This is a genomic window from Enterobacter sp. RHBSTW-00593 (assembly GCF_013784105.1).
GTDB classification, from domain to species: Bacteria; Pseudomonadota; Gammaproteobacteria; order Enterobacterales; family Enterobacteriaceae; genus Enterobacter; species Enterobacter ludwigii.
This window is the reverse complement of sequence record NZ_CP056393.1, coordinates 2,452,298-2,472,717: the sequence shown is the minus strand read 5'-3', so window position 1 is coordinate 2,472,717 and position 20,420 is coordinate 2,452,298. Positions and strand designations below refer to the sequence as shown.

Annotated in this window: 23 protein-coding genes and 2 pseudogenes; 14 read left to right on the top strand and 11 right to left on the bottom strand. The window is 52.7% G+C overall.

The annotated features are described in order from the left end of the window. Positions 1-23: 23 nt before the first annotated feature. Complete coding sequence (locus HV242_RS24245; protein ID WP_020882626.1) at positions 24-815, bottom strand: phage tail fiber protein; 792 nt, start codon at positions 813-815, stop codon at positions 24-26. Between the two features lie 97 nt (positions 816-912). Between HV242_RS24245 and HV242_RS11640 the strand changes: the two genes are divergently transcribed. Continuing rightward, a complete protein-coding gene (locus tag HV242_RS11640) occupies positions 913-1,488 on the top strand; it encodes a recombinase family protein (RefSeq protein ID WP_032670333.1) in 576 nt (191 codons plus the stop codon). Here the strand turns inward: HV242_RS11640 and HV242_RS24470 are convergent. Then, a complete protein-coding gene (locus HV242_RS24470) occupies positions 1,485-1,592 on the bottom strand; it encodes a YnaM/YnfT family protein (RefSeq protein ID WP_350223618.1) in 108 nt (35 codons plus the stop codon). The two genes, HV242_RS11640 and HV242_RS24470, sit on opposite strands and share 4 nt — an antisense overlap. Before the next feature lie 226 nt (positions 1,593-1,818). Here HV242_RS24470 and HV242_RS11635 point away from each other — a divergent pair, with 226 nt between their 5' ends. Beyond that, positions 1,819-2,244: a site-specific integrase gene (locus tag HV242_RS11635; protein ID WP_126488152.1), complete on the top strand. Its 426-nt coding sequence runs from the start codon at positions 1,819-1,821 to the stop codon at positions 2,242-2,244. 86 nt (positions 2,245-2,330) lie between these two features. Here the strand turns inward: HV242_RS11635 and HV242_RS11630 are convergent. Both HV242_RS11630 and HV242_RS11625 read right to left on the bottom strand, forming a co-directional pair. Then, positions 2,331-2,511: pseudogene (locus tag HV242_RS11630) on the bottom strand (DinI-like family protein). Positions 2,512-3,016: 505 nt separating this feature from the next. Continuing rightward, positions 3,017-3,133, bottom strand: a pseudogene (locus tag HV242_RS11625) (site-specific integrase); the annotation flags it as partial. Positions 3,134-3,223: 90 nt separating this feature from the next. Here HV242_RS11625 and HV242_RS11620 point away from each other — a divergent pair. The 5 genes from HV242_RS11620 to HV242_RS24240 all read left to right on the top strand — a co-directional run bounded on the left by HV242_RS11620 (position 3,224) and on the right by HV242_RS24240 (position 5,058). Next, the gene (locus HV242_RS11620) at positions 3,224-3,568 is read left to right on the top strand and encodes a DUF1294 domain-containing protein (protein ID WP_020884005.1); all 345 of its coding nucleotides are present in this window, start codon (positions 3,224-3,226) and stop codon (positions 3,566-3,568) included. Positions 3,569-3,712: 144 nt separating this feature from the next. After that, positions 3,713-4,162 carry a hypothetical protein gene (locus HV242_RS11615; protein ID WP_020884006.1) on the top strand — a complete coding sequence of 150 codons (450 nt, stop codon included), beginning with the start codon at positions 3,713-3,715 and terminating at the stop codon, positions 4,160-4,162. A gap of 134 nt (positions 4,163-4,296) precedes the next feature. Beyond that, positions 4,297-4,494 (top strand): hypothetical protein, encoded by a 198-nt coding sequence (locus HV242_RS11610; RefSeq protein ID WP_014170281.1) that lies wholly within the window; start codon positions 4,297-4,299, stop codon positions 4,492-4,494. A 3-nt stretch (positions 4,495-4,497) separates the two neighbouring features. Next, on the top strand, positions 4,498-4,911 hold the full coding sequence (locus HV242_RS11605) for a GFA family protein (protein WP_032678258.1): 414 nt from the start codon (positions 4,498-4,500) through the stop codon (positions 4,909-4,911). A gap of 69 nt (positions 4,912-4,980) precedes the next feature. Next, a complete protein-coding gene (locus tag HV242_RS24240) occupies positions 4,981-5,058 on the top strand; it encodes a hypothetical protein (protein ID WP_223263916.1) in 78 nt (25 codons plus the stop codon). Positions 5,059-5,116: 58 nt separating this feature from the next. On the opposite strand, the gene HV242_RS11600 is transcribed toward HV242_RS24240, so the two are convergent. From HV242_RS11600 to nifJ, 3 genes are all read right to left on the bottom strand, one after another. Further along, a complete protein-coding gene (locus HV242_RS11600; protein ID WP_032678257.1) occupies positions 5,117-5,323 on the bottom strand; it encodes a hypothetical protein in 207 nt (68 codons plus the stop codon). Between the two features lie 143 nt (positions 5,324-5,466). Then, the gene (gene ompC / locus HV242_RS11595; protein ID WP_032678256.1) at positions 5,467-6,576 is read right to left on the bottom strand and encodes a porin OmpC; all 1,110 of its coding nucleotides are present in this window, start codon (positions 6,574-6,576) and stop codon (positions 5,467-5,469) included. Positions 6,577-6,968: 392 nt separating this feature from the next. After that, entirely contained in the window at positions 6,969-10,493 is a 3,525-nt protein-coding gene (gene nifJ / locus HV242_RS11590) for a pyruvate:ferredoxin (flavodoxin) oxidoreductase (protein ID WP_050736872.1), read from the bottom strand. A gap of 273 nt (positions 10,494-10,766) precedes the next feature. Between nifJ and HV242_RS11585 the strand changes: the two genes are divergently transcribed. Further along, positions 10,767-11,033: a putative hemolysin gene (locus HV242_RS11585; protein ID WP_014170276.1), complete on the top strand. Its 267-nt coding sequence runs from the start codon at positions 10,767-10,769 to the stop codon at positions 11,031-11,033. Here HV242_RS11585 and hslJ read toward each other — a convergent pair whose 3' ends face one another. The 4 genes from hslJ to HV242_RS11565 form a co-directional block, all read right to left on the bottom strand. Next, positions 11,034-11,471, bottom strand: a complete 438-nt coding sequence (gene hslJ / locus HV242_RS11580; protein ID WP_014170275.1) for a heat shock protein HslJ — start codon at positions 11,469-11,471, stop codon at positions 11,034-11,036. Between the two features lie 127 nt (positions 11,472-11,598). Next, positions 11,599-11,727 (bottom strand): DUF2474 domain-containing protein, encoded by a 129-nt coding sequence (locus HV242_RS11575; protein ID WP_014170274.1) that lies wholly within the window; start codon positions 11,725-11,727, stop codon positions 11,599-11,601. Further along, a complete protein-coding gene (gene cydB, locus HV242_RS11570; RefSeq protein ID WP_032678254.1) occupies positions 11,727-12,737 on the bottom strand; it encodes a cytochrome d ubiquinol oxidase subunit II in 1,011 nt (336 codons plus the stop codon). The genes HV242_RS11575 and cydB overlap by 1 nt, the downstream gene beginning before the upstream one ends. Beyond that, positions 12,737-14,137, bottom strand: a complete 1,401-nt coding sequence (locus HV242_RS11565; protein WP_020884013.1) for a cytochrome ubiquinol oxidase subunit I — start codon at positions 14,135-14,137, stop codon at positions 12,737-12,739. Before HV242_RS11565 ends, cydB begins: the two co-directional genes overlap by 1 nt. A gap of 394 nt (positions 14,138-14,531) precedes the next feature. Here HV242_RS11565 and ymcF point away from each other — a divergent pair, with 394 nt between their 5' ends. The 6 genes from ymcF (at position 14,532) to HV242_RS11535 (ending at position 20,402) form a co-directional block, all read left to right on the top strand. Beyond that, on the top strand, positions 14,532-14,720 hold the full coding sequence (ymcF, locus tag HV242_RS11560) for a cold shock small protein YmcF (RefSeq protein WP_020884014.1): 189 nt from the start codon (positions 14,532-14,534) through the stop codon (positions 14,718-14,720). Positions 14,721-14,802: 82 nt separating this feature from the next. Further along, complete coding sequence (locus tag HV242_RS11555) at positions 14,803-16,212, top strand: aminotransferase-like domain-containing protein (protein ID WP_020884015.1); 1,410 nt, start codon at positions 14,803-14,805, stop codon at positions 16,210-16,212. A 273-nt stretch (positions 16,213-16,485) separates the two neighbouring features. After that, entirely contained in the window at positions 16,486-17,631 is a 1,146-nt protein-coding gene (gene ydcS, locus HV242_RS11550) for a putative ABC transporter substrate-binding protein YdcS (protein WP_050736871.1), read from the top strand. Positions 17,632-17,646: 15 nt separating this feature from the next. Beyond that, positions 17,647-18,660: an ABC transporter ATP-binding protein gene (locus HV242_RS11545; RefSeq protein ID WP_044859298.1), complete on the top strand. Its 1,014-nt coding sequence runs from the start codon at positions 17,647-17,649 to the stop codon at positions 18,658-18,660. 43 nt (positions 18,661-18,703) lie between these two features. Continuing rightward, positions 18,704-19,606, top strand: a complete 903-nt coding sequence (locus HV242_RS11540) for an ABC transporter permease (RefSeq protein ID WP_108648610.1) — start codon at positions 18,704-18,706, stop codon at positions 19,604-19,606. Next, positions 19,596-20,402, top strand: a complete 807-nt coding sequence (locus HV242_RS11535) for an ABC transporter permease (RefSeq protein WP_032680927.1) — start codon at positions 19,596-19,598, stop codon at positions 20,400-20,402. The genes HV242_RS11540 and HV242_RS11535 overlap by 11 nt, the downstream gene beginning before the upstream one ends. Positions 20,403-20,420: the final 18 nt, after the last annotated feature.

The following is a 20,420-nucleotide window of genomic DNA, read 5'->3' as shown; positions in this document are numbered from 1 at the left end:
GGCGCTACTTCCTAAACCGACCTTTATTCACCTTCATCAGCAGCAAGGATCAGTTCTACGGCTCTGAGTTTCTGGTTGTACAGAGAATCGCCAGGCATTTCGACGCGCACGGATACAAACTGATCGCGGGGAATGTCTACAGGGTCGCCGTCGCTGATACCTTGCCGTTCGTTCCTGGCGAAAGTCGGCGCTTCAGGATGTGCGCGATGATAAGTTTTCACTAGCACCGAACCGTCAGCATTTACCTCATAGTCCAGCCATACCAGCGGTTGTTTATTACGGTCTGATGGGATCTCAAAACCACCATCAACCCCGCCCCAAATAGCCTCAGCATTCAGGCCATGACATCCTTCTATGAGATATTGGCCTGTGTCTATACGGCGTACTGTGCACCCCTCAGATTCATCATTTGTTTCGTAACTTCCATCAAAAAACAACTTAACGATAGGCGAAGCCCGTTTTATGAACCCGCTTGAGTCCACCGTTGTGTTTCTGTCATGCCAGTGAACACACCATGCACCGCCATTGTTAACGGTCATATCCGTAACCAGACCGTAGCGTGATGCCAATCCACCGACAGAGTTTACCTGGACCTGAGCAACCGCGCTGATTCTCCTCATAACGAGCATGGGACCGTACACGTTTACCCAGTTCGTTCCAGGAGCCCCAGCACCGGAAACAAAACCGTTATAGCCAACAATCTGATTCGCATCATTAGCAGGGATCGTTGGTGCCTCTGCACCCAATCCGAAGGCTCCAACCTGCAAAACAGCGCCAGATGTTTTGTCCTCGGTTGTGCTTTGCAAATTCTTCAACGCACTACTTCCTAAACCGACGTTTTATAGATTGCCCTTTAGTGGCCTGGCCGATAACTTCATCTGATTTTTTTGTGAAAATTATTGGGTGAATAGTATGCAAATTGGCTACGTAAGGGTGTCAACAAATGACCAAAACACGGATCTTCAGCGACAAGCACTCGAACGCTCAGGATGTGAGCAGATTTTCGAAGAAAAAATGAGCGGAGCTGTGGCGAACCGACCGGCGCTTAAAAAGCTTCTGCGAATGCTGGGTGAGGGCGACACGCTGGTAGTCTGGAAGCTGGATCGCCTTGGGCGCAGCATGCGTAATCTGGTACTTCTGGTGGACGAGCTCCGGCAGCGCGGTATCCACTTTAAGAGCCTCACGGACAGTATCGATACATCCAGCCCGATGGGCCGCTTCATCTTTCATATCATGTCAGCTCTGGCTGAAATGGAGAGGGAGTTGATAGTGGAGCGCACCCGGGCTGGGTTGGCCGCAGCCCGTGAGAAAGGGCGAATCGGTGGGAGGCGGCCAAAATTGACACCTGAGCAATGGGCTCAGGCTGGCAGGTTAATCGCAAACGGAGTGGATCGGAAGCAGGTGGCGATCATTTACGATGTGGCCGTTTGTACTCTATATAAAAAATTCCCAGTAAATAAAGACGTTACACGAACTTCAACACATTAAAATTCATCCGGGTTATTCGATGTGCTTATGCCAATTTTGATCAGGCTCAATACTATCAAGCCAAGAGCCACAACTACGGTACTTGCGATTATAAACGTTGCCATGTTGAACATTTTTTATGAACTTTTTAATTAGACAATACGGAACTGCAAACGTTCAGAACAAAAAAATCTTAGTATGAGAGCAGGATGTTTGATGTTTCGGACAGCCATATGTAAAAATGAGCTACGATTGCTGGGCACTGTTCGGTAATTCGAATATTGAATGTTACAACCATGAAGATTCTGTTTGTACATAAGATTCATGTAACAAGAGGATCTACTGAAAGGAATGATGAGAGATGTGTGGGGGCTTACCGTAGTTGAATTTATTGCTATCAAGCGGAATCTTGAGAATATTTCTGATACATGGTCAGATCTCTGGGCAATGTTGTATCTGAGTCAGGCTAAGCCCGGACAGCTTCTTGGGGCAAAGTTCGATGATGTGAGCCATGATATTATTGTTCTTTCAGCCACAAAAGGACTGAGGGAAAGATGCATTGCTCTTAAGCCAGGAGTTAAAAGAATTTTCCACTCCCGCAGGGAGAAGTATCCTGAAGATGTGTTTTTGTTTCAGAGCCATTCACATCGTACCAAGACAACTCCAAGCCCGGTAACGTTAGTTGCATTTAATGCGGCACTGAAAAGGGCATCTATTGGAGTGACCGCAAAAACAGTGAGTAGTAAAAGTGCTTATTATTTAACGCCACTAAGATGATGTGCCGTTCAATATCGGGAAAGTACGATGGGTAGTGGTGCATGTCTGCGTAGTTGAAGGTATGCACGAGGCGAACACGGGTTTTGCTAATCATTCACCAGCCACATATTTGCGTCTTCAAACATTTCCTCCAGCATGCGGTTCAGTTTTTCCTGAACACTTTATACTGGCGTCGCTATTTAACGCGTTAGCCTGCATCGGCTTTACTCTCACCTCGGCATCAGGGAAAATCTGATGCACTCGCTTCGTCAATTCGGCCAGGATAATCTCTCAGGCACCCGCCAAACCCTCAACGTTTCGGTTGTCACAAACCAGTTCTACAAACAAACCGATCCAATCAGATCGGTGGGGATTATGCTGGGGAACATGTAGCTTAAAGTGGCACGTCGCGAAACTGGAAGGAGCTACGCAAAAGAAGGGTGTTTGGGGGCAAATTTGGGGGCAGAAATGCTGAAAAGGGGCAAAAAAAGGGCACGAAAAATGTAGTTCTGGGTAGCTTCAGGGGGAAGTTATTATGCTATAACCACTTGAATAAATTGATAAAATAAATGATATCAATAAGTTGGCAAAATCAGCGTAGCTTATTCAGGTTGTATTGCTCTTTCTTATTAATATCTTGATTTTGTTGCATTTAATCTGTACTCAAATTTCAAATGGGGCACCAGTGGGGCAAACGGTTTAGAGGGGCAGCTTCTTTCCGCATTGCCCTCTCTTTGCTGTTCATCTCTTCACTCTATGAAGCTTATATTTCAAACACCCTCTGCGCATTTTAGTGCCCCATCTGACTGGCAATAAAAGACGGGTCAGCGCCTGCGGTTAACCACCAGCATGCGAAAGTGTGCCGTGTATGGTACGGATTGTTGCGCCGAATGCCAGCACGTTTTACAGGATTTTGAATTGTGGACGGCAGCAACCTTGCTTTGTGATATCGCATATAATGCGGCTTCGACATACTCTGAACATTCCAGTGGCTTGTGCTATGACCCTCAATCGCTTTTGTTATTTGCTTCTGTTGATCGCCGCAATCGGAAGTCTATTCACCTCGCATCCGTTCATCCTGTGGCTCCTGCTTATCAACGTACTGACGTTAGCGATGTATGGCGCCGACAAAATGGCGGCGCGAAGGGCCATGCGCAGAGTGCCGGAAGCCACACTGCTGGTATTTGGCCTTATCGGCGGATGGCCCGGGGCGATTATAGGTCAGCAACTGTTTCGCCATAAAACGCAAAAGCAGCCCTTCAAAACCTACTTCATTGTCAGTGTCATCGTCAGTATTTCAGCGATGGTGGCGGTGTACCAACTCTTTCCTGTTTTAACGTACTGAGCGTGTACAAACGGAATGCAATAACGCGCTGACCACGGTAGATAACTAAAAACGACTGCCAATAGTAGTAGGAATATTCTTAAGGTGTTGCTGTTTTTTGCACGATCTGAATAATGTGTGCAACGACACGGATGACAACATCTCATGAAAATTCAAACTATTACACTGGCAATGCTGGTGGTTGTTTCTGCGCCTTCGAGGTCAGCTTTTCAGGAACGGGAATATAATACCTGGTATATAAAAAATGCTGTTCTTTACGATATGACCCAGACTTCAGACGGTTTCCCGGTCATGTTGAGCATCTCCCAGCCTGAGCGGAAATCAGCAAATTTGCTGGTCTCCTATATCACCGAAGGGCGCTGTGGCGGGACCCGACAAGAACTTAACGTGAATGGCAAAGTGCTTCCGGCCACGTATTATTGTGTTCAGGTCGGGCAGAACCGGATAGAGCATTTTTCGGTGAAAGATGCACAGAGCGTTAACGGCATGGTTAACCATCTGAAATCGGATTTCACCTTACTTCTTCAAAACGACATCAAGGTCTGGGCCGCGAACATTAATGCGCCCAAATACGGCCTCGCGCCGCGATTCTGACACGTACACCTCGACCTCATCACCTGTTAGCTAAGGGGTTACGCCCTGTATCACAGAATAAATAGCATCCGTGACAACGCCACGTTTTACCACAATCCTGCTACGCTTTTTGTGTTGTACAAGGGAGCACAAACATGAAGAACAAAGATGAACAAACGGGATTAGTGGGACTGGCAATTGGCGCCGCCGTTATCGGTCTTGTTTCAGCACAGCAACCCATCCATCGCGACAGTATTGTGAGTGAACTGGTCAGACTCGGCAGACAGAAAGGCGATGGCGTTGAAGATGAGGTTTTCGTTAAGGCTGCCGAGCTCGTGAGAAAGGGGGTGTAACCGATGGCTGATATTCGTCATGCACAGTGCCATTGTGGCGCGGTGACGTTTACCGTTGAACTCTCAGACGGATTAAATACCGCCCGGCGCTGCAGCTGCTCTTTTTGCCGGATGCGGGGCGCCGTGGTGGTCTCGGCACCGCTGTCGGGCATTACCGTAACAAAAGGGGCGGATAAGCTCACGGAATATCGTTTTAACACAGGAACAGCCCGCCATTTCTTCTGCTCGGTCTGCGGGATTTATACCTTCCATCAGCGGCGTTCAAATCCCAACGAATACGGCGTGAATGTGGCCTGTTTTGAAAATGTGACCCCCTTTGATTTTGCCGAAGTGGCGGTGATGGACGGCGTTAATCATCCCGCGGATGGCGACAGCGGGGTTTTCGGCTACCTCTCTTTTCGTCAAAAAGAAGCATAACTGCCGCCTGGCCAGATTTTAACAATGCGGCCTATAGTGGGGAGTGGGTATCCGAAACAGGAGAGAAATATGCTGTATGTTGAGAAAGACGATCCGCGTGAGGCGCCTGAGTCAGGTGATAAAAAGCCTCAGCCGGTCAAAAAATAGTCCGTTGATACGTTTCCCGCCACCGGCCCTGCTGGTGGCGTATTGTTTGGGGGAAACCTTAACTGCCATCCAGATGGTTCAACAGCGCGCCGAGATGCCCAACGACACCACCAAAATCAAAAATTAACGCCATCCATATAATCGCCAGAAGGGTAAGTACGGCAACTGATACACGACCAAACAATGCAGTTATCCTTAATGAAGCAAAGTCTATAAGGTGAGTGTACACGGGTTTCTTTAAACTTACCCTTAACGACATAGTCATAAATTTTCCTTTTGAGATGATTCACACATTCACTGAGCCGACAGGCGCGAAGAGAGGGAAATATGATGGGAGAGAAGAGGAGGGCTGGCTTCAGGCGTCGCAACGAAAATAACGAGCCCGCATCACGATGCGGGCTCTTGGGATCAGAACTGGTAAACCAGACCTAATGCAACGACATCATCCGTGCTAATGCCGTTATTTTTGTAGAAACTGTCATCTTCATCCAACAGGTTGATTTTATAATCAACGTAGGTGGACATGTTTTTGTTGAAGTAGTAGGTTGCACCTACGTCAGCATATTTAACCAGATCCTGATCGCCCTGACCGTTGGCCAGGTCTTTACCTTTAGACTGCAGATAAGAAATTGCCGGGCGCAGGCCGAAGTCGAACTGATATTGCGCGGTCACTTCAACGTTTTGCGTTTTATTGGCCACGGCATCCGTATTATCGCCATAAGGGGTCATATTGCGGGTTTCAGAATACATTGCCGCCAGATAAATATTGTTGGCGTCATATTTCAGGCCTGCAGTCCAGGCATCCGCTTTATCGCCACCGGCAGTGGTATTCATCACCTGCTCGTTGGTACGGTCAGAAGAGGTATAGGCAGCACCCGCGCTGATACCCATGCCAAAGTCATAGGTGGTGGAGATACCGAAGCCGTCACCGTTCTCATGGCGCGTGTCGCGACCATTGTTGGTGCCTTCCTGGTTGTTGCTGGCATCTTCGTTCTTACCCTGATACTGCAGGGCAAAGTTCAGACCCTGTACCAGACCATAGAAGTCAGTGTTACGGTAGGTTGCGACCCCGTTGGCACGGCCAGTCATAAAGTTGTCTGCATTGGTGTAAGAGTCACCACCGAATTCTGGCAACATATCGGTCCAGCCTTCCACGTCGTACAGAACGCCGTAGTTACGACCGTAATCGAAGGAGCCATAGTCACCGACTTTAATACCGGCGAAGGCCAGACGCGTCCATGACTGGTTATCGGACCCTTCAGTGTTATTGGCCTGGATGTTGTATTCCCACTGGGCGTAACCGGTCATCATGTTGTTGATCTGGGTTTCACCCTTGAAGCCCAGACGCATGTAAGTTTGATCGCCATCTTTAGAGGCATCGTCGGAGAAGTAATGCAGACCATCTACTTTTCCGTACAGATCTAATTTGTTGCCGTCTTTATTATAAATTTCTGCAGCATGCGCAGCGCCAGCCATTAACAGCGCTGGAATCATCAGGGCCAGTACTTTTCTTTGCATTTTGGAATTCCTTTGCAGTTGTTTTTATTTAATTACGTATTGAACTTTCCGCACGAGAAAGCTGTCTCATGCTAAATCACTCCTGGCCAAGAACAATAAAATATAATTGTTACGAGTTAAGTTAATTCTTAACCGGATTATGCGGCGGAAATAGTCATTGGTTTTACGAATGATTTAAAGGTAATCATATTAAATAAAAATTATTAATTGCCCATTAAATCAGATAACCTCAGCGGCGTTATATGCCTTTAAGATTTTTCATCCATAATTTATGTGAATGTCATTTAGTGAATTAACGTGATATTCATTAATTATCTGGACTCGCCCGGTGTGAATACATCGGGCTTTTTTTATGGCAAAAAAATGCCCGGACAAGCCGGGCAGAGGGAGAGTCAGTCGCGGGTGGGTTTTTCCGCTTTTCCGGCCATTTGCGCCAGGAAATCATACCGTTTTTGCAGATCGGCGGCGGCATCTTTCCACAACTGCTCGGCCACCTCTGGTTGTTGCGCGTTGAGGCGACGGAAGCGCTGTTCCTGCATTAACGTTTCGGCCAGCGCATCGGAAGGCGGACGTGAATCCAGCGCCAGAGGCAATTTACCTTCATCGGCGCGGCGCGGGTCGAACCGGTAGAGCGGCCAGAAACCGGTTGCGGTCAGCTGGCGCATCTGATCGTGGCTGAGTGCCAGGTCGTAGCCATGCTCTTCACACGGGCTGTAGGCAATGATCAGCGACGGACCCGGGTAGGCTTCCGCTTCCTGAATGGCTTTCACCGTCTGGTTCAGCTGCGCGCCCAGCGAGATTTGCGCGACATACACGTGGCCGTACATCATCATGCTGACGCCGAGATCTTTACGCGCCTTGCGCTTGCCGTGTTCACCAAATTTAGTTACTGCGCCAAGCGGAGTAGCTTTTGACGCCTGGCCACCGGTGTTGGAATAGCACTGCGTATCCAGAACCAGAATGTTGACGTTTTCGGTAAGGCTTAACACGTGATCCAGCCCGCCAAAGCCGATGTCATACGCCCAGCCGTCACCGCCAATCAGCCAGATTGATTTTTCCACCAGCGCGTCAGCGTCGGTCAACAGCTGCCCGGCACCTTCTACGCCCTGCAGAGCGTTGCGCAGTTCCGCAACCTGCTCACGACGACGTTCTGGCGTTGCATCGGCGTGCAACGCCTCATTCAGCTCCGCCGGGATGTGGCCGACAAACTGTTCCAGTAACCGCATCACGCGTGCGCGGTGCTGGTCAACGGTCAGACGGAAGCCCAGACCAAACTCGGCGTTATCCTCAAACAACGAGTTCGCCCATGCCGGACCGCGGCCATGGGCATCGGTGGTGTACGGCGTGGAAGGCAGATTACCGCCATAGATTGATGAACAGCCCGTGGCGTTAGCGATCAACATTCTGTCGCCGTACAGTTGCGTGAGCAGCTTGATATACGGCGTTTCACCGCAGCCGGAGCAGGCGCCTGAATATTCGAACAGCGGAGTAATGAGCTGCGAGGTACGAATATCAATACGCTCCAGCGTGCTGCGGTCGATCTCCGGCAGGTTCAGGAAGAAGTCATAATTTACCTTCTCTTCTTCGACATGCTCGAGGCGCGACATCATATTGATGGCTTTGATGTCCGGATCCTGACGATCTTTCGCCGGACAGACCTCAACGCACAGATTACATCCGGTGCAATCTTCCGGGGCGACCTGCAGAACATACTTCTGTCCGCGCATATCACGGGATTTCACATCAAGTGAATGCAGGCTGGCCGGGGCGTCTTCCATCGCTTCCGGGGAGACCACTTTGGCACGAATGGCCGAGTGCGGGCAGGCTGCTACGCAGTGGTTGCACTGGGTACACAGCTCCTCTTTCCAGATGGGGATTTCTTCGGCGATGTTGCGTTTTTCCCAGCGCGTGGTGCCCATCGGCCAGGTGCCATCGGGTGGCAGTGCGGAGACGGGAAGGGCATCACCCAGCCCGGCCAGCATGGCTGCCGTCACGGTTTTCACGAAATCCGGTGCTGCGTCAGAAACCACCGGTGGACGGTTCGGGCTGGACGCATCAACCGCTTGCAGCGGTACTTCAAATAAAGACTCGCGTGCCAGCGCCAGCGCCTGCCAGTTACGCTCGACCAGCTCCTGACCTTTACTGCTGTAGCTTTTGGCAATCGCCCCCTGCAGTTCCATTAGCGCGCTGTCTCCCGGCAGGATCTGCGTCAGGTGGAAGAAGGCCATTTGCATCACGGTGTTAATTCGCGCGGCAAGGCCACACTCGCGGGCAATTTTTGCAGCGTTAATGACGTAGAAGCGGGCTTTTTTCTGGTTCAGCACCGCCTGCACTTCCTGCGGCAGTCGCGACCAGACTTCATCCACGCTATATGGCGTATTGAGCAGGAAAATACCGCCCGGTTTCAGGCGCTCTGCCATCTGGTACTTATCGATGAACTGCAGCTGGTGACAGCCCACAAAATCAGCCTGCGAGATAAGGTACGCCGAGCGGATAGGGTGCTCGCTGACGCGCAGGTGGGAAACGGTCAGCCCGCCTGCTTTTTTGGAGTCGTAGACAAAATACCCCTGGGCATACCACGACGTGGAGTTCCCGATAATCTTAATGTTGTTCTTGGTCGCGGAGACGCTACCGTCGCTGCCTAGTCCATAAAACAGCGCCTCAAGTTTTGCGGTGGAAGGCAGCGTGTTTTCCGGCAGGGGCAGAGAGAGGTTGGTCACGTCATCATAAATACCGACGGTAAAGCGCGGTTTTGGTTTAGCCTCGCTCAGCTCATTAAACACCGCCAGCACACAGTCCGGGCCAAACTCTTTGGAGGACAACCCATAGCGACCCCCGATCACGCGGGGCAGTGTTTCGCGCTCACCGCAATTAAACGCTTCAGCCAGCGCGGACATGACGTCCAGATACAGAGGTTCTGCGTGGGCGCCAGGCTCTTTAGTGCGATCGAGCACCGCCACGGTGCGCGCGCTTTCCGGCAGGGCGGAGAGCAAATGTCGCGCGGAAAACGGTCGGTAGAGCCGCACTTTGAGCACGCCGATTTTTTCACCACGGGTCAGCAGTTCATCCACCACCTCTTCACAGGTGCCAATGGCTGACCCCATGAGCACAATGACCCGTTCCGCCTGCGGATGACCGTAGTATTCAAACGGTTTGTATTGACGTCCGGTGGCCGCGGCAAAATCATCCATCGCCTGCTCAACGTGATCATAAACGGCGTTGTACCACGGGTTCGTTGCTTCCCGGGACTGGAAATAGGTATCCGGGTTGGCCGATGTCCCGCGGATCACCGGGTGTTCCGGGTTCAGCGCACGGGCGCGATGCGCGTCGATTTCCGCCTGCGGCAGAAGATTGAGGAGGGTGTCGTCAGCCAGCGGAACAATTTTATTGATTTCGTGAGAGGTACGAAAACCATCAAAGAAATGAATAAAGGGCACGCGACTCTTCAGCGTCGCCATATGCGAAATTAACGCGAAGTCCTGTGCTTCCTGAACGCTGCTGGCGCACAGCATGGCGCAACCGGTCTGGCGGACGGCCATTACGTCTGAGTGATCGCCAAAGATGGAGAGGGCGTGTGTCGCAACGGTTCGTGCGGCAACGTGAAGCACAAACGGGGTAAGTTGTCCTGCCAGTTTATAGAGCGTCGGGATCATCAACAATAATCCCTGCGACGAGGTGAATGACGTCGACAGAGCACCGGTCTGCAGCGCCCCGTGTACGGTCGCGATAGCGCCAGCCTCAGACTGCATTTCCACGACTCTTGGGACGTCACCCCAGACGTTTTTCAGTCCGTTGCCCGCCCAGGCATCGGCCTGCTCGGCCATCGTAGAACTTGGCGTAATTGGGTAGATGGCGATAACTTCACTGGTGCGAAACGCGACGGACGCGACTGCACCATTACCGTCAATAGTTTGCATAGGACAACACCCTTACATTGCGCAAAAAAAGGAGCCCGAAAAAAACACAACGGGCTTTGAATATTATTCCCTTAGTTTAGCAAAGGTCGGATTTTACGATTTTCGCTTTTGTGTCCTCGGTATTCTCGCCATCAATGAGTAGATCAATCTTTTGGCGAAAAAATTGCGAGAAATTGTTTCAGGAGCGCATAAATACGCACTTTCGCTCTCGACGACACGGCATGTGATGCCTATTATGCATAGGTTTCGCATTATTAATGGGGGAGAGAGAGCATGCGTTCAGCATTTTGGGTCGGGTGTGCCGCGTTATTATTATCGGCATGCAGCAGTGAACCTGTTCAGCAGGCAACGGCGGCACACGTAACGCCGGGAATGAAAGCGGCGATGTCCAGCTCCGGACAAGCCAACTGCGCGATGATTGGCGGCTCGCTGTCTGTTGCCCGCCAGCTTGACGGCTCAGCTATCGGGATGTGCGCATTGCCAAACGGCAAACGCTGCAGTGAACAGTCGCTTGCCGTAGGATCCTGCGGAAACTACTGATTACTCCGCACGCTTAAACATCAGCGTTTTATCGGCTGTCGCCAGCGTTAACTGGTCTTCAGTCAGGTCGACCTGCGCCCCTTTGCGCAGCATGTCGCCAATGGCCTGATCCAGTTCGTTTAACTGTGGTTCGGTACAGAGCTTGCGCGTCATGGCGAGCGTTTTGACCTTGAGCTCACCTTCGGACAATTTCCCCTGTCCGTTAAACGTGTTACACATCACGCCGGAAACGCTAATGTTATTAACCAGACTGATATCAGACAGGGCTTTGAAGCTGATCTCTGGTTGCGTTGTCGTGGCCTTAACGGCTTTCCCGTCCACATTCTCCAGCACAAAACGGTGGCTCTTAAGTTGGTCCGGCTGAACGGAGGCTTTACCAGGATTAACGCACCCGGTGAGGACAAGACTGATAACACTTAACGCAATGAGCTTTTTCATTTTTCTTCTCAGACGATAGATACTGTGAATCTTTTTTTCAGTGTAACGATACTCTGCCGTGCGTTAATGGGGTTTATCTGAAAGTGCGGGCGGGTACCGGGCAACGTTGTCGTTGCCCGCAATATGATCAGTGCGATTTAAACCCTGCGGCCGTCATTAACATGCGAAAGAGCATACTGACCGCCGCCAGTGCCAGTACGCTGCCGCCCCAGATAATGGCCAGCCACATGACTCTTTTCCAGAAAGGTTGTTGCATCAGTGATAACCCTCTCCATGCTGTACTTTTCCGCGAAACACGTAGTAACTCCAGAAGGTGTAGACCAGAATCACGGGAATGATCAACAACGCGCCCACCAGCATAAAGCCCTGACTTTGTGTCGGAGCCGCCGCCTGCCAGAGCGTGATTGACGGGGGAATAATGTGCGGCCAGATGCTGATCCCAAGTCCGCTAAAGCCGAGAAAAATCAGCCCTAACGTCAGGATAAACGGCAAATGATGGCTCTCTGGGTTATTCAGGCAACGCCACTGACACAGGCTCAGGATCACCACCAGCGCCGGCACGGGCAGCAGGAAGAAAAGATTCGGCAGGGTAAACCAGCGCGCGGCGATGGCCGGCTGCGCCAGTGGCGTCCAGAGGCTGATTGCTGCAATGAATACCAGAAGCAGGATCAGGAGCGTTCTGGATACCCGTCGCATTCGCTGTTGCAGCGCGTTTTCGCTTTTCATCACCAGCCATGTCGAGCCTAACAGCGCGTAGGCCACCACCAGACCTGCGCCGCAGAACAGGTTAAAAACGGTCAACCAGTCGAACGGTCCGCCACTGTAGGCACGCCCGGTGACGCTAAAGCCGTTAATCACCGCGCCCACCGTCATGCCCTGGGTAAAGGTCGCCAGGATCGAACCGCCGATAAACGCTTTATCCCAGAAAGGGCGGTGTGCCGGCGTGGCTTTAAAACGAAACTCAAATGCCACGCCCCGGAAAATAAGTCCGATCAGCATTAACGTCAGCGGAATAGTGAGGGCATCAATAATGACCGCATAGGCCAGCGGAAACGCGCCAAACAGCGCTGCACCGCCGAGCACCAGCCAGGTTTCATTGCCGTCCCAGACCGGCGCAACGCTGTTCACCATCACATCGCGATCGTCGGCATCAGGCGTAGCCGGGAACAGGATACCTATCCCCAGATCAAAACCATCCATCACGATATACATCAGCGTGGCAAAGACGATGATAACAAACCAGATAATGGAAAGATCGATACCCATTATGGTTGCTCCTTATGTTCAGTAGTAACGGCAGAAAGCGGGCGTGCGGGACGTCCATCGGACTCGGTGGCAAACGATTCATGAGGCTGAGGTCCTTTTTTAATCAGGCGGACCATATAGCTGTAACCCACGCCAAATACGGAGGTGTAGACGACGAAGAAGGCCAGCAGACTCACGCTCATATGCAAGTCACCATGCGCAGAAACCGCATCCTTTGTTCGCTGAAGCCCGTAGACGACCCACGGCTGGCGGCCCACTTCGGTAGTGACCCATCCGGCCAGGATGGCAATCAGCCCGGTGGGTCCCATCAGGAGGGCAAACCACAGGAAGGGACGCGAAGCGTACACGCGCTTTTTATAACGTAACCAGAGCGCCGTTACCCCAAGCAACAGCATCAGCATGCCTAAGCCCGCCATAATGCGGAATGACCAGAAGACGATGGTGGAATTTGGCCGGTCTTCCTTTGGAAATTCTTTCAGTGCCGGAACCTGTTTGTCGAGGCTGTGCGTCAGAATAAGGCTGCCAAGCGCCGGGATCTCCAGCCCAAAGCGGGTGCGCTCCTGTTCCATATCCGGCCAGCCAAACAGCAGCAGCGGGGTGGGTTCACCCGGTGGGTTCTCCCAGTGGCCTTCAATGGCTGCTATTTTAGCGGGCTGATGCTTCAGGGTGTTCAACCCGTGCATATCACCCACCATCGCCTGAAGGGGAGCCACAATCAGGGTCATCCACAGCGCCATGGAAAACATCGCGCGGATGGCGGGGGTGTTGTTTCCGCGCAGCAAATGCCAGGCTGCGGATGCGCCGACAAACAGGGCGCTACTCAGGAAGGCCGCTATCGACATATGCAGCAGGCGATACGGGAAGGAGGGGTTAAACACCACGGCAAACCAGTCTACCGGCACCACCTGTCCGTTGACGATTTCAAAGCCCTGTGGTGTCTGCATCCAGCTGTTTGATGAGAGGATCCAGAAGGTTGAGATAACGGTCCCCAGCGCCACCATGCAGGTTGCAAAGAAATGCAGACCCGGCCCGACTTTATTCCAGCCGAACAGCATAACGCCGAGGAATCCTGCCTCGAGGAAGAAGGCAGTAAGCACTTCGTAGGTCAGGAGCGGGCCGGTAATACTGCCGGCAAATTGTGAAAACCCACTCCAGTTGGTCCCAAACTGGTAGGCCATGACCAGCCCGGAGACCACGCCCATACCGAAGTTAACGGCAAAAATCTTCGACCAGAAATGGTACAGCGAACGCCAGACCGGGTTTTTGGTTTTCAGCCACAGGCCTTCTAGCACAGCGAGATAACTCGCCAGACCGATGGTGATTGCCGGGAAAATAATGTGGAAGGATACGGTAAAGGCAAACTGTATCCGTGCAAGATGAAAAGCATCTAAACCAAACATGCACAACCTCAATGTCAAACGGTGTGCTGTTATGGTATAGGGGCGAAATAACCAGTATCAGACGCAGAAAAGCGAAATTTACCTATAACAGTTCATGAAAACATCACGCTTTGCACATCTGATATAGCTTGCATGAAAGAATAAAAAAATTATTTTTATGAAATTTATGCATTAAACAGCTTGCCTTGTTATCAACAACATGCGTTAATGGCCCTCTGGGTTTGAGTCCAAATAAACATCTGACGTAGTTTTATAAAGCAGTTCTCATCACGTTGTGCCTCTCCGCAGCCTCTCTTGGGTCTTTTTCTACACTCCGATTAGTTTTTGTTTCAAACCACTATCGCCTGAAGGGCCCATTAAGCAATTAACGTTTTTACGTTTACAGGAGAATCCTATGACTTCTTATATCCATTTCCGCTGCCCATGTTGCCATGGTTCGCAGTACCGTACCTCAGCTTTTGATGTGTCTGAGAAAAACCCGTTCGGTGCAAAATGCATTTTTTGCAAATCGTCGATGATTACCCTCGATCATCTGGCCGCTGCCCGCCACGCTCAGCGTAACGTCACCGAACTGCGTAAGTAATGCATCTGGCTAACTATAACAGTTAGCAAAATCTTCTCTTTTTCTCCTGCTGATATACACTGTCGGTCATAAGGAGAATCTGATGAAAAAATACCAGCGTCTGGCGCAACAAATTATCTCGCAGATCGAGCTTGGCGTATGGTTGCCGGGCGATAAGCTGCCTTCTCTGCGAGAGCAGGTCGCGAGCAGCGGCATGAGTTTTATGACCGTTGGCCACGCGTATCAGATGCTGGAAAGCCAGGGGCGTATCGTCGCCAGGCCGCAGTCGGGCTATTACGTTGCCTCGCGCCCGACCGCACACCAACCTGCGCCGCCTGCCCAGGTGATGCGGGACGAAGTGGTAGATATCAATACCTATATCTTCGACGTATTACAGGCCAGCCGCGACCCGTCGGTGGTTCCTTTCGCTTCTGCCTTCCCCGACCCCCGGCTTTTCCCGCTGCAGCAACTTAACCGTTCGCTGGCCAATGTCAGTAAAACCGCCACAGCAATGAGCGTAATTGAAAACCTGCCTCCGGGTAACGTTGACCTTCGCCACGCCATTGCCCGCCGCTATGCGCAGCAGGGAATGAATATCTCACCGGATGAGATTGTCATTACCGCAGGGGCACTCGAAGCCCTGAATCTTAGCCTGCAGGCCGTTACCGAGCCTGGTGACTGGGTGATTGTCGAAAACCCCTGTTTCTATGGTGCACTGCAGGCGCTTGAACGCCTGAAACTTAAAGCGCTGTCGGTGGCGACGGACGTCCGCGAAGGGATCGATCTGAATGCGCTTGAGCAGGCGCTCAATGAGTATCCGGTCAAAGCCTGCTGGCTCATGACCAACAGTCAAAATCCCCTCGGCTTCACGCTCAGCGCAGAGAAAAAAGCGCACCTGGTCGCGCTTCTCGCCAGGCACAACGTCACACTGATCGAAGATGATGTCTACAGCGAACTCTATTTTGGCCGGGAGAAACCTCTGCCAGCGAAAGCCTGGGATCGTGACGATATGACGCTGCACTGCTCGTCCTTCTCGAAATGTCTGGTGGCGGGGTTTCGCATCGGCTGGGTGGCGGCAGGTAAACATGCGCGACGCATTCAGCAGCTACAGCTGATGAGCACCTTATCGACCAGTTCACCCATGCAGCTGGCGCTGGTGGATTACCTGGCGACAAAACGCTATGACGCCCATCTTCGCCGCCTGCGACGCACGCTGGCCGAACGCAAACAACAGGCGTGGCAGTCGCTTTTGCGCCATATGCCGGCAGGCGTCAAAATTCATCACAACGACAGCGGCTATTTTTTATGGCTGGAACTCCCGGCGCAGCTGGACGCCGGGCTGCTGAGTGAGAAAGCGCTAATGCACCACATCAGTATTGCCCCCGGTAAGATGTTTTCGACCTCTGACGCCTGGACACCGTTCTTCCGGTTTAATACCTCCTGGGCGTGGGGGGAGCGAGAAGAACAGGCTGTCATTCAGTTAGGGAAATTAATTAGCAGCATGCTCGAATAATAATCTCCGCACCTTTCTAAAATAATCATTCCTTATCCTGATGGCGGTACGGCGAATATTCCGCAGTACCGCATCATAGGAAATCTGCATACCACCTCTCAACGCTAACTCCTTGTCTATAATCCAGTTAACGGGGAATGCGCCCTCGGTCACACCTTGATGAAATTTCTTTAAGCCGCACGGTACGGCGCATTTGCGCGGTCTACGTTTAATAAGGGAGATATTTTTACGGCACGGCTGCCGCTAAATTTCATTGCGACAGGAGTAATTCTTATGAGCAAAAAATTTGCCCGCAGCAGCCTGTGCGCGCTCGGCATGACCCTCATGACAGCGCACGCCGCAGAGCCACCGAAGGCTATCGGCGACGGGGAAGGACGACTGGATATTATTGCCTGGCCCGGGTACATCGAACGGGGACAAACCGATAAAAATTATGACTGGGTCACCCAGTTCGAAAAAGAGACCGGCTGCGCGGTGAACGTTAAAACCGCGGCCACCTCGGATGAAATGGTTAGCCTGATGGCGAAAGGCGGATACGATCTGGTCACTGCCTCGGGGGATGCCTCACTGCGCCTGATCATGGGGAAACGCGTTCAGCCGATTAACCCCGACCTTATCCCAAACTGGAAAACCCTCGACCCGCGGATCGTCAAAGGTGAATGGTTTAACGTCGGCGGCAACGTCTACGGCACGCCGTATCAGTGGGGGCCAAACCTGCTGATGTACAACAGCAAAACGTTCCCGACGCCGCCGGACAGCTGGAGCGTCGTCTTTACGAAACAGAATTTACCTGACGGTAAAACCAATCAGGGCCGCGTGCAGGCCTATGATGGCCCGATTTACATCGCCGATGCGGCGCTGTTTGTCAAAGCCACGCAGCCGCAACTGGGTATCACCGACCCGTACCAGCTAACAGAAAAACAGTATGCCGCCGTACTGAAGGTATTGCGTGACCAGCATGCGCTGATCCACCGCTACTGGCATGACACCACCGTTCAGATGAGCGACTTTAAAAATGAAGGCGTAGTGGCCTCCAGCGCCTGGCCCTATCAGGCCAATGCCCTGAAAGCGGAGAACCAGCCTGTTGCCACTGTTTTCCCGAAAGAAGGGGTAACCGGCTGGGCGGACACCACCATGCTGTACGCGCAGGCCAAGCACCCGATGTGCGCCTACAAATGGATGAACTGGTCGCTGACGCCTAAAGTGCAGGGCGATCTGGCGGCCTGGTTTGGCTCGCTGCCCGTAGTGCCGGAAGGGTGTAAAGCCAGCACATTGCTCGGCGATAAAGGCTGCGAAACGAACGGCTACAACTATTTCGACAAAATCATGTTCTGGAAAACCCCGATTGCAGAAGGCGGCAAATTCGTTCCTTACAGCCGCTGGACACAGGATTACATCGCCATCATGGGCGGCCGTTAATCGCAGGAGCAGAACATGACGTACGCAGTAGAGTTTAATGACGTTTCCCGTCTGTACGGTGACGTGCGGGCGGTGGATGGGGTCACCATTGCTATTCATGACGGAGAGTTTTTCTCCATGCTGGGGCCTTCGGGCTCCGGCAAAACTACCTGCCTGCGTCTGATCGCCGGTTTTGAGCAGCTGTCAGGCGGCGCAATCAAAATCTTCGGTAAAGAGGCGAGCGCACTTCCCCCATGGGAACGCGATGTGAATACCGTGTTCCAGGATTATGCGTTGTTCCCGCATATGTCGATCCTCGATAACGTCGCGTACGGACTCATGGTCAAAGGTATCGACAAGAAAACGCGGCATGCGCAGGCGCGTCAAGCGCTGGAAAAAGTGGGGCTAAGCTTTGCTGTCACGCGTAAGCCTTCGCAGCTTTCCGGCGGGCAACGTCAACGTGTCGCCATCGCGCGGGCGCTGGTCAATGAACCCCGGGTATTGCTGCTGGATGAACCGCTCGGCGCGCTCGATCTTAAACTGCGTGAGCAGATGCAGTTCGAGCTGAAAAAGCTGCAGCAGGAGCTCGGCATCACCTTTATTTTCGTCACTCACGATCAGGGGGAAGCCCTGTCGATGTCTGACCGGGTCGCGGTTTTCAATAATGGCCGCATTGAGCAAGTGGACACCCCGCGCGATCTCTATATGCGTCCAGGAACGCCCTTCGTGGCGAGCTTTGTCGGGACCTCGAACGTGTTTGACGCCGGTATGGCACACAACGTGTGCGGGATGGAAGGCATCTATTCTTTACGACCGGAACATATTCGCCTCAATGAGAGCGGTGAGGTTCAGGTTGAGGGCGTGGTGCAGGCAGTACAGTATCAGGGGGCGGCAACGCGTCTTGAGCTAAAACTCGCTGACGGTGCAAAACTGCTGGTCAGCCAGGCCAATTTTAGCGATGCCGCAACGCTGGGCGGCGTGACGCCGGGACAGGCGGTGATGGCGTCGTGGTCACGTGATGCCATGGTTCGCCTGCAAGAGGAGAGGTGACATGAACACGCGTGTCGCGCCGCCTCCCGCCCACCGTAGCCGCATGAGCCGCCTTACCGCACTGTTCTGGCGTAAGCCATCGCTTGGGCTGTTCCTGCTGCTGCTCGCGCCGCTAATGTGGTTTGGCATCGTTTATCTGGGATCGCTTCTCACGCTTTTATGGCAAGGGTTTTATACCTTTGACGATTTCACCATGGCGGTCACGCCGGAACTGACGTTTGCCAATATCCTGGCGCTTTTTAATCCGGCAAACTATGACATCATTCTGCGTACGCTGATGATGGCCATTGCGGTGACCATCGCCAGCGCTATCCTCGCGTTTCCGATGGCCTGGTACATGGCACGTTACACTCGCGGCAAGTGGAAGGCGTTCTTCTATATCGCCGTGATGCTGCCAATGTGGGCCAGCTATATTGTTAAAGCCTATGCCTGGACGCTGCTGCTGGCGAAAGACGGGGTGGCGCAGTGGTTTCTGAGCCACCTGGGGCTGGAGCCGATCCTGACCGCGATCCTTACGCTACCCGCCATTGGCGGAAACACGCTTTCCACCTCCGGGCTGGGGCGTTTTCTGGTGTTCGTCTATATCTGGCTGCCGTTTATGATCCTGCCGGTACAGGCGGCGCTGGAGCGGCTGCCCGCGTCGTTACTGCAGGCTTCAGCCGATCTCGGCGCGCGACCACGCCAGACTTTTCGTTACGTCGTTTTGCCGCTGGCAATCCCTGGCATTGCCGCAGGGTCAATCTTCACTTTTTCCCTGACGCTGGGCGATTTCATTGTTCCACAGCTGGTGGGGCCGCCGGGGTACTTTATTGGCAATATGGTCTATTCCCAGCAGGGCGCTATCGGCAATATGCCCATGGCCGCGGCCTTCACCCTGGTACCAATTGTCCTCATCTCGCTTTATCTGGCGTTCGTGAAACGTCTGGGAGCATTCGATGCACTCTGAACGCGCACCGTTGTTCCTGAAAGTGGCAGCCTGGGGAGGCGTTATCTTCCTTCATTTCCCGCTGCTGATTATTGCGACCTACGCCTTTAACACCGAAGACGCCGCGTTCAGTTTTCCGCCGCAGGGGTTGACCTTGAAGTGGTTCACCGTGGCAGCGGGGCGTGGCGACATCATTGAATCAGTGACGTTGTCACTTCAAATCGCTGCGCTGTCGACGGCTATCGCGCTTGTGCTTGGCACGCTTGCTGCAGCGGCGCTGTGGCGAAGCGCGTTTTTTGGCAAAAATGCGATCTCGCTGTTGCTGCTGTTGCCGATTGCGTTACCGGGGATTATCACCGGTCTGGCGCTGTTGACGGCATTTAAAACCATTGACCTTGAGCCGGGTTTTTTCACCATCGTGGTCGGTCACGCCACGTTCTGCGTGGTGGTGGTGTTTAACAACGTGATTGCCCGTTTCAGACGCACCTCCTGGAGTCTGGTCGAGGCGTCAATGGATCTGGGGGCCGACGGCTGGCAAACCTTCCGTTACGTGGTCCTGCCGAATCTCGGTTCGGCGTTGCTGGCCGGGGGGATGCTGGCGTTTGCACTCTCGTTTGACGAAATCATCGTCACAACATTTACCGCGGGACACGAGCGCACGTTACCGCTGTGGTTGCTTAATCAGCTCGGGCGTCCGCGCGACGTGCCGGTCACCAACGTCGTTGCACTGCTGGTGATGCTGGTCACAACCCTACCCATTCTGGGAGCCTGGTGGCTCACCCGCGACGGCGAAAACAGTGCCGGAAGCGGGAAATAACATTGATTTCAACAGGAC

Coding starts and splice junctions, on each gene's coding strand:
- HV242_RS11640 (WP_032670333.1), top strand. CDS start 913: ATGCAAATTGGCTACGTAAGGGTGTCAACAAATGACCAAAACACGGAT.
- HV242_RS24470 (WP_350223618.1), bottom strand. CDS start 1,592: ATGGCAACGTTTATAATCGCAAGTACCGTAGTTGTGGCTCTTGGCTTG.
- HV242_RS11635 (WP_126488152.1), top strand. CDS start 1,819: ATGATGAGAGATGTGTGGGGGCTTACCGTAGTTGAATTTATTGCTATC.
- HV242_RS11620 (WP_020884005.1), top strand. CDS start 3,224: ATGACCCTCAATCGCTTTTGTTATTTGCTTCTGTTGATCGCCGCAATC.
- HV242_RS11615 (WP_020884006.1), top strand. CDS start 3,713: ATGAAAATTCAAACTATTACACTGGCAATGCTGGTGGTTGTTTCTGCG.
- HV242_RS11610 (WP_014170281.1), top strand. CDS start 4,297: ATGAAGAACAAAGATGAACAAACGGGATTAGTGGGACTGGCAATTGGC.
- HV242_RS11605 (WP_032678258.1), top strand. CDS start 4,498: ATGGCTGATATTCGTCATGCACAGTGCCATTGTGGCGCGGTGACGTTT.
- HV242_RS24240 (WP_223263916.1), top strand. CDS start 4,981: ATGCTGTATGTTGAGAAAGACGATCCGCGTGAGGCGCCTGAGTCAGGT.
- HV242_RS11600 (WP_032678257.1), bottom strand. CDS start 5,323: ATGACTATGTCGTTAAGGGTAAGTTTAAAGAAACCCGTGTACACTCAC.
- ompC (WP_032678256.1), bottom strand. CDS start 6,576: ATGCAAAGAAAAGTACTGGCCCTGATGATTCCAGCGCTGTTAATGGCT.
- nifJ (WP_050736872.1), bottom strand. CDS start 10,493: ATGCAAACTATTGACGGTAATGGTGCAGTCGCGTCCGTCGCGTTTCGC.
- HV242_RS11585 (WP_014170276.1), top strand. CDS start 10,767: ATGCGTTCAGCATTTTGGGTCGGGTGTGCCGCGTTATTATTATCGGCA.
- hslJ (WP_014170275.1), bottom strand. CDS start 11,471: ATGAAAAAGCTCATTGCGTTAAGTGTTATCAGTCTTGTCCTCACCGGG.
- HV242_RS11575 (WP_014170274.1), bottom strand. CDS start 11,727: ATGCAACAACCTTTCTGGAAAAGAGTCATGTGGCTGGCCATTATCTGG.
- cydB (WP_032678254.1), bottom strand. CDS start 12,737: ATGGGTATCGATCTTTCCATTATCTGGTTTGTTATCATCGTCTTTGCC.
- HV242_RS11565 (WP_020884013.1), bottom strand. CDS start 14,137: ATGTTTGGTTTAGATGCTTTTCATCTTGCACGGATACAGTTTGCCTTT.
- ymcF (WP_020884014.1), top strand. CDS start 14,532: ATGACTTCTTATATCCATTTCCGCTGCCCATGTTGCCATGGTTCGCAG.
- HV242_RS11555 (WP_020884015.1), top strand. CDS start 14,803: ATGAAAAAATACCAGCGTCTGGCGCAACAAATTATCTCGCAGATCGAG.
- ydcS (WP_050736871.1), top strand. CDS start 16,486: ATGAGCAAAAAATTTGCCCGCAGCAGCCTGTGCGCGCTCGGCATGACC.
- HV242_RS11545 (WP_044859298.1), top strand. CDS start 17,647: ATGACGTACGCAGTAGAGTTTAATGACGTTTCCCGTCTGTACGGTGAC.
- HV242_RS11540 (WP_108648610.1), top strand. CDS start 18,704: ATGAGCCGCCTTACCGCACTGTTCTGGCGTAAGCCATCGCTTGGGCTG.
- HV242_RS11535 (WP_032680927.1), top strand. CDS start 19,596: ATGCACTCTGAACGCGCACCGTTGTTCCTGAAAGTGGCAGCCTGGGGA.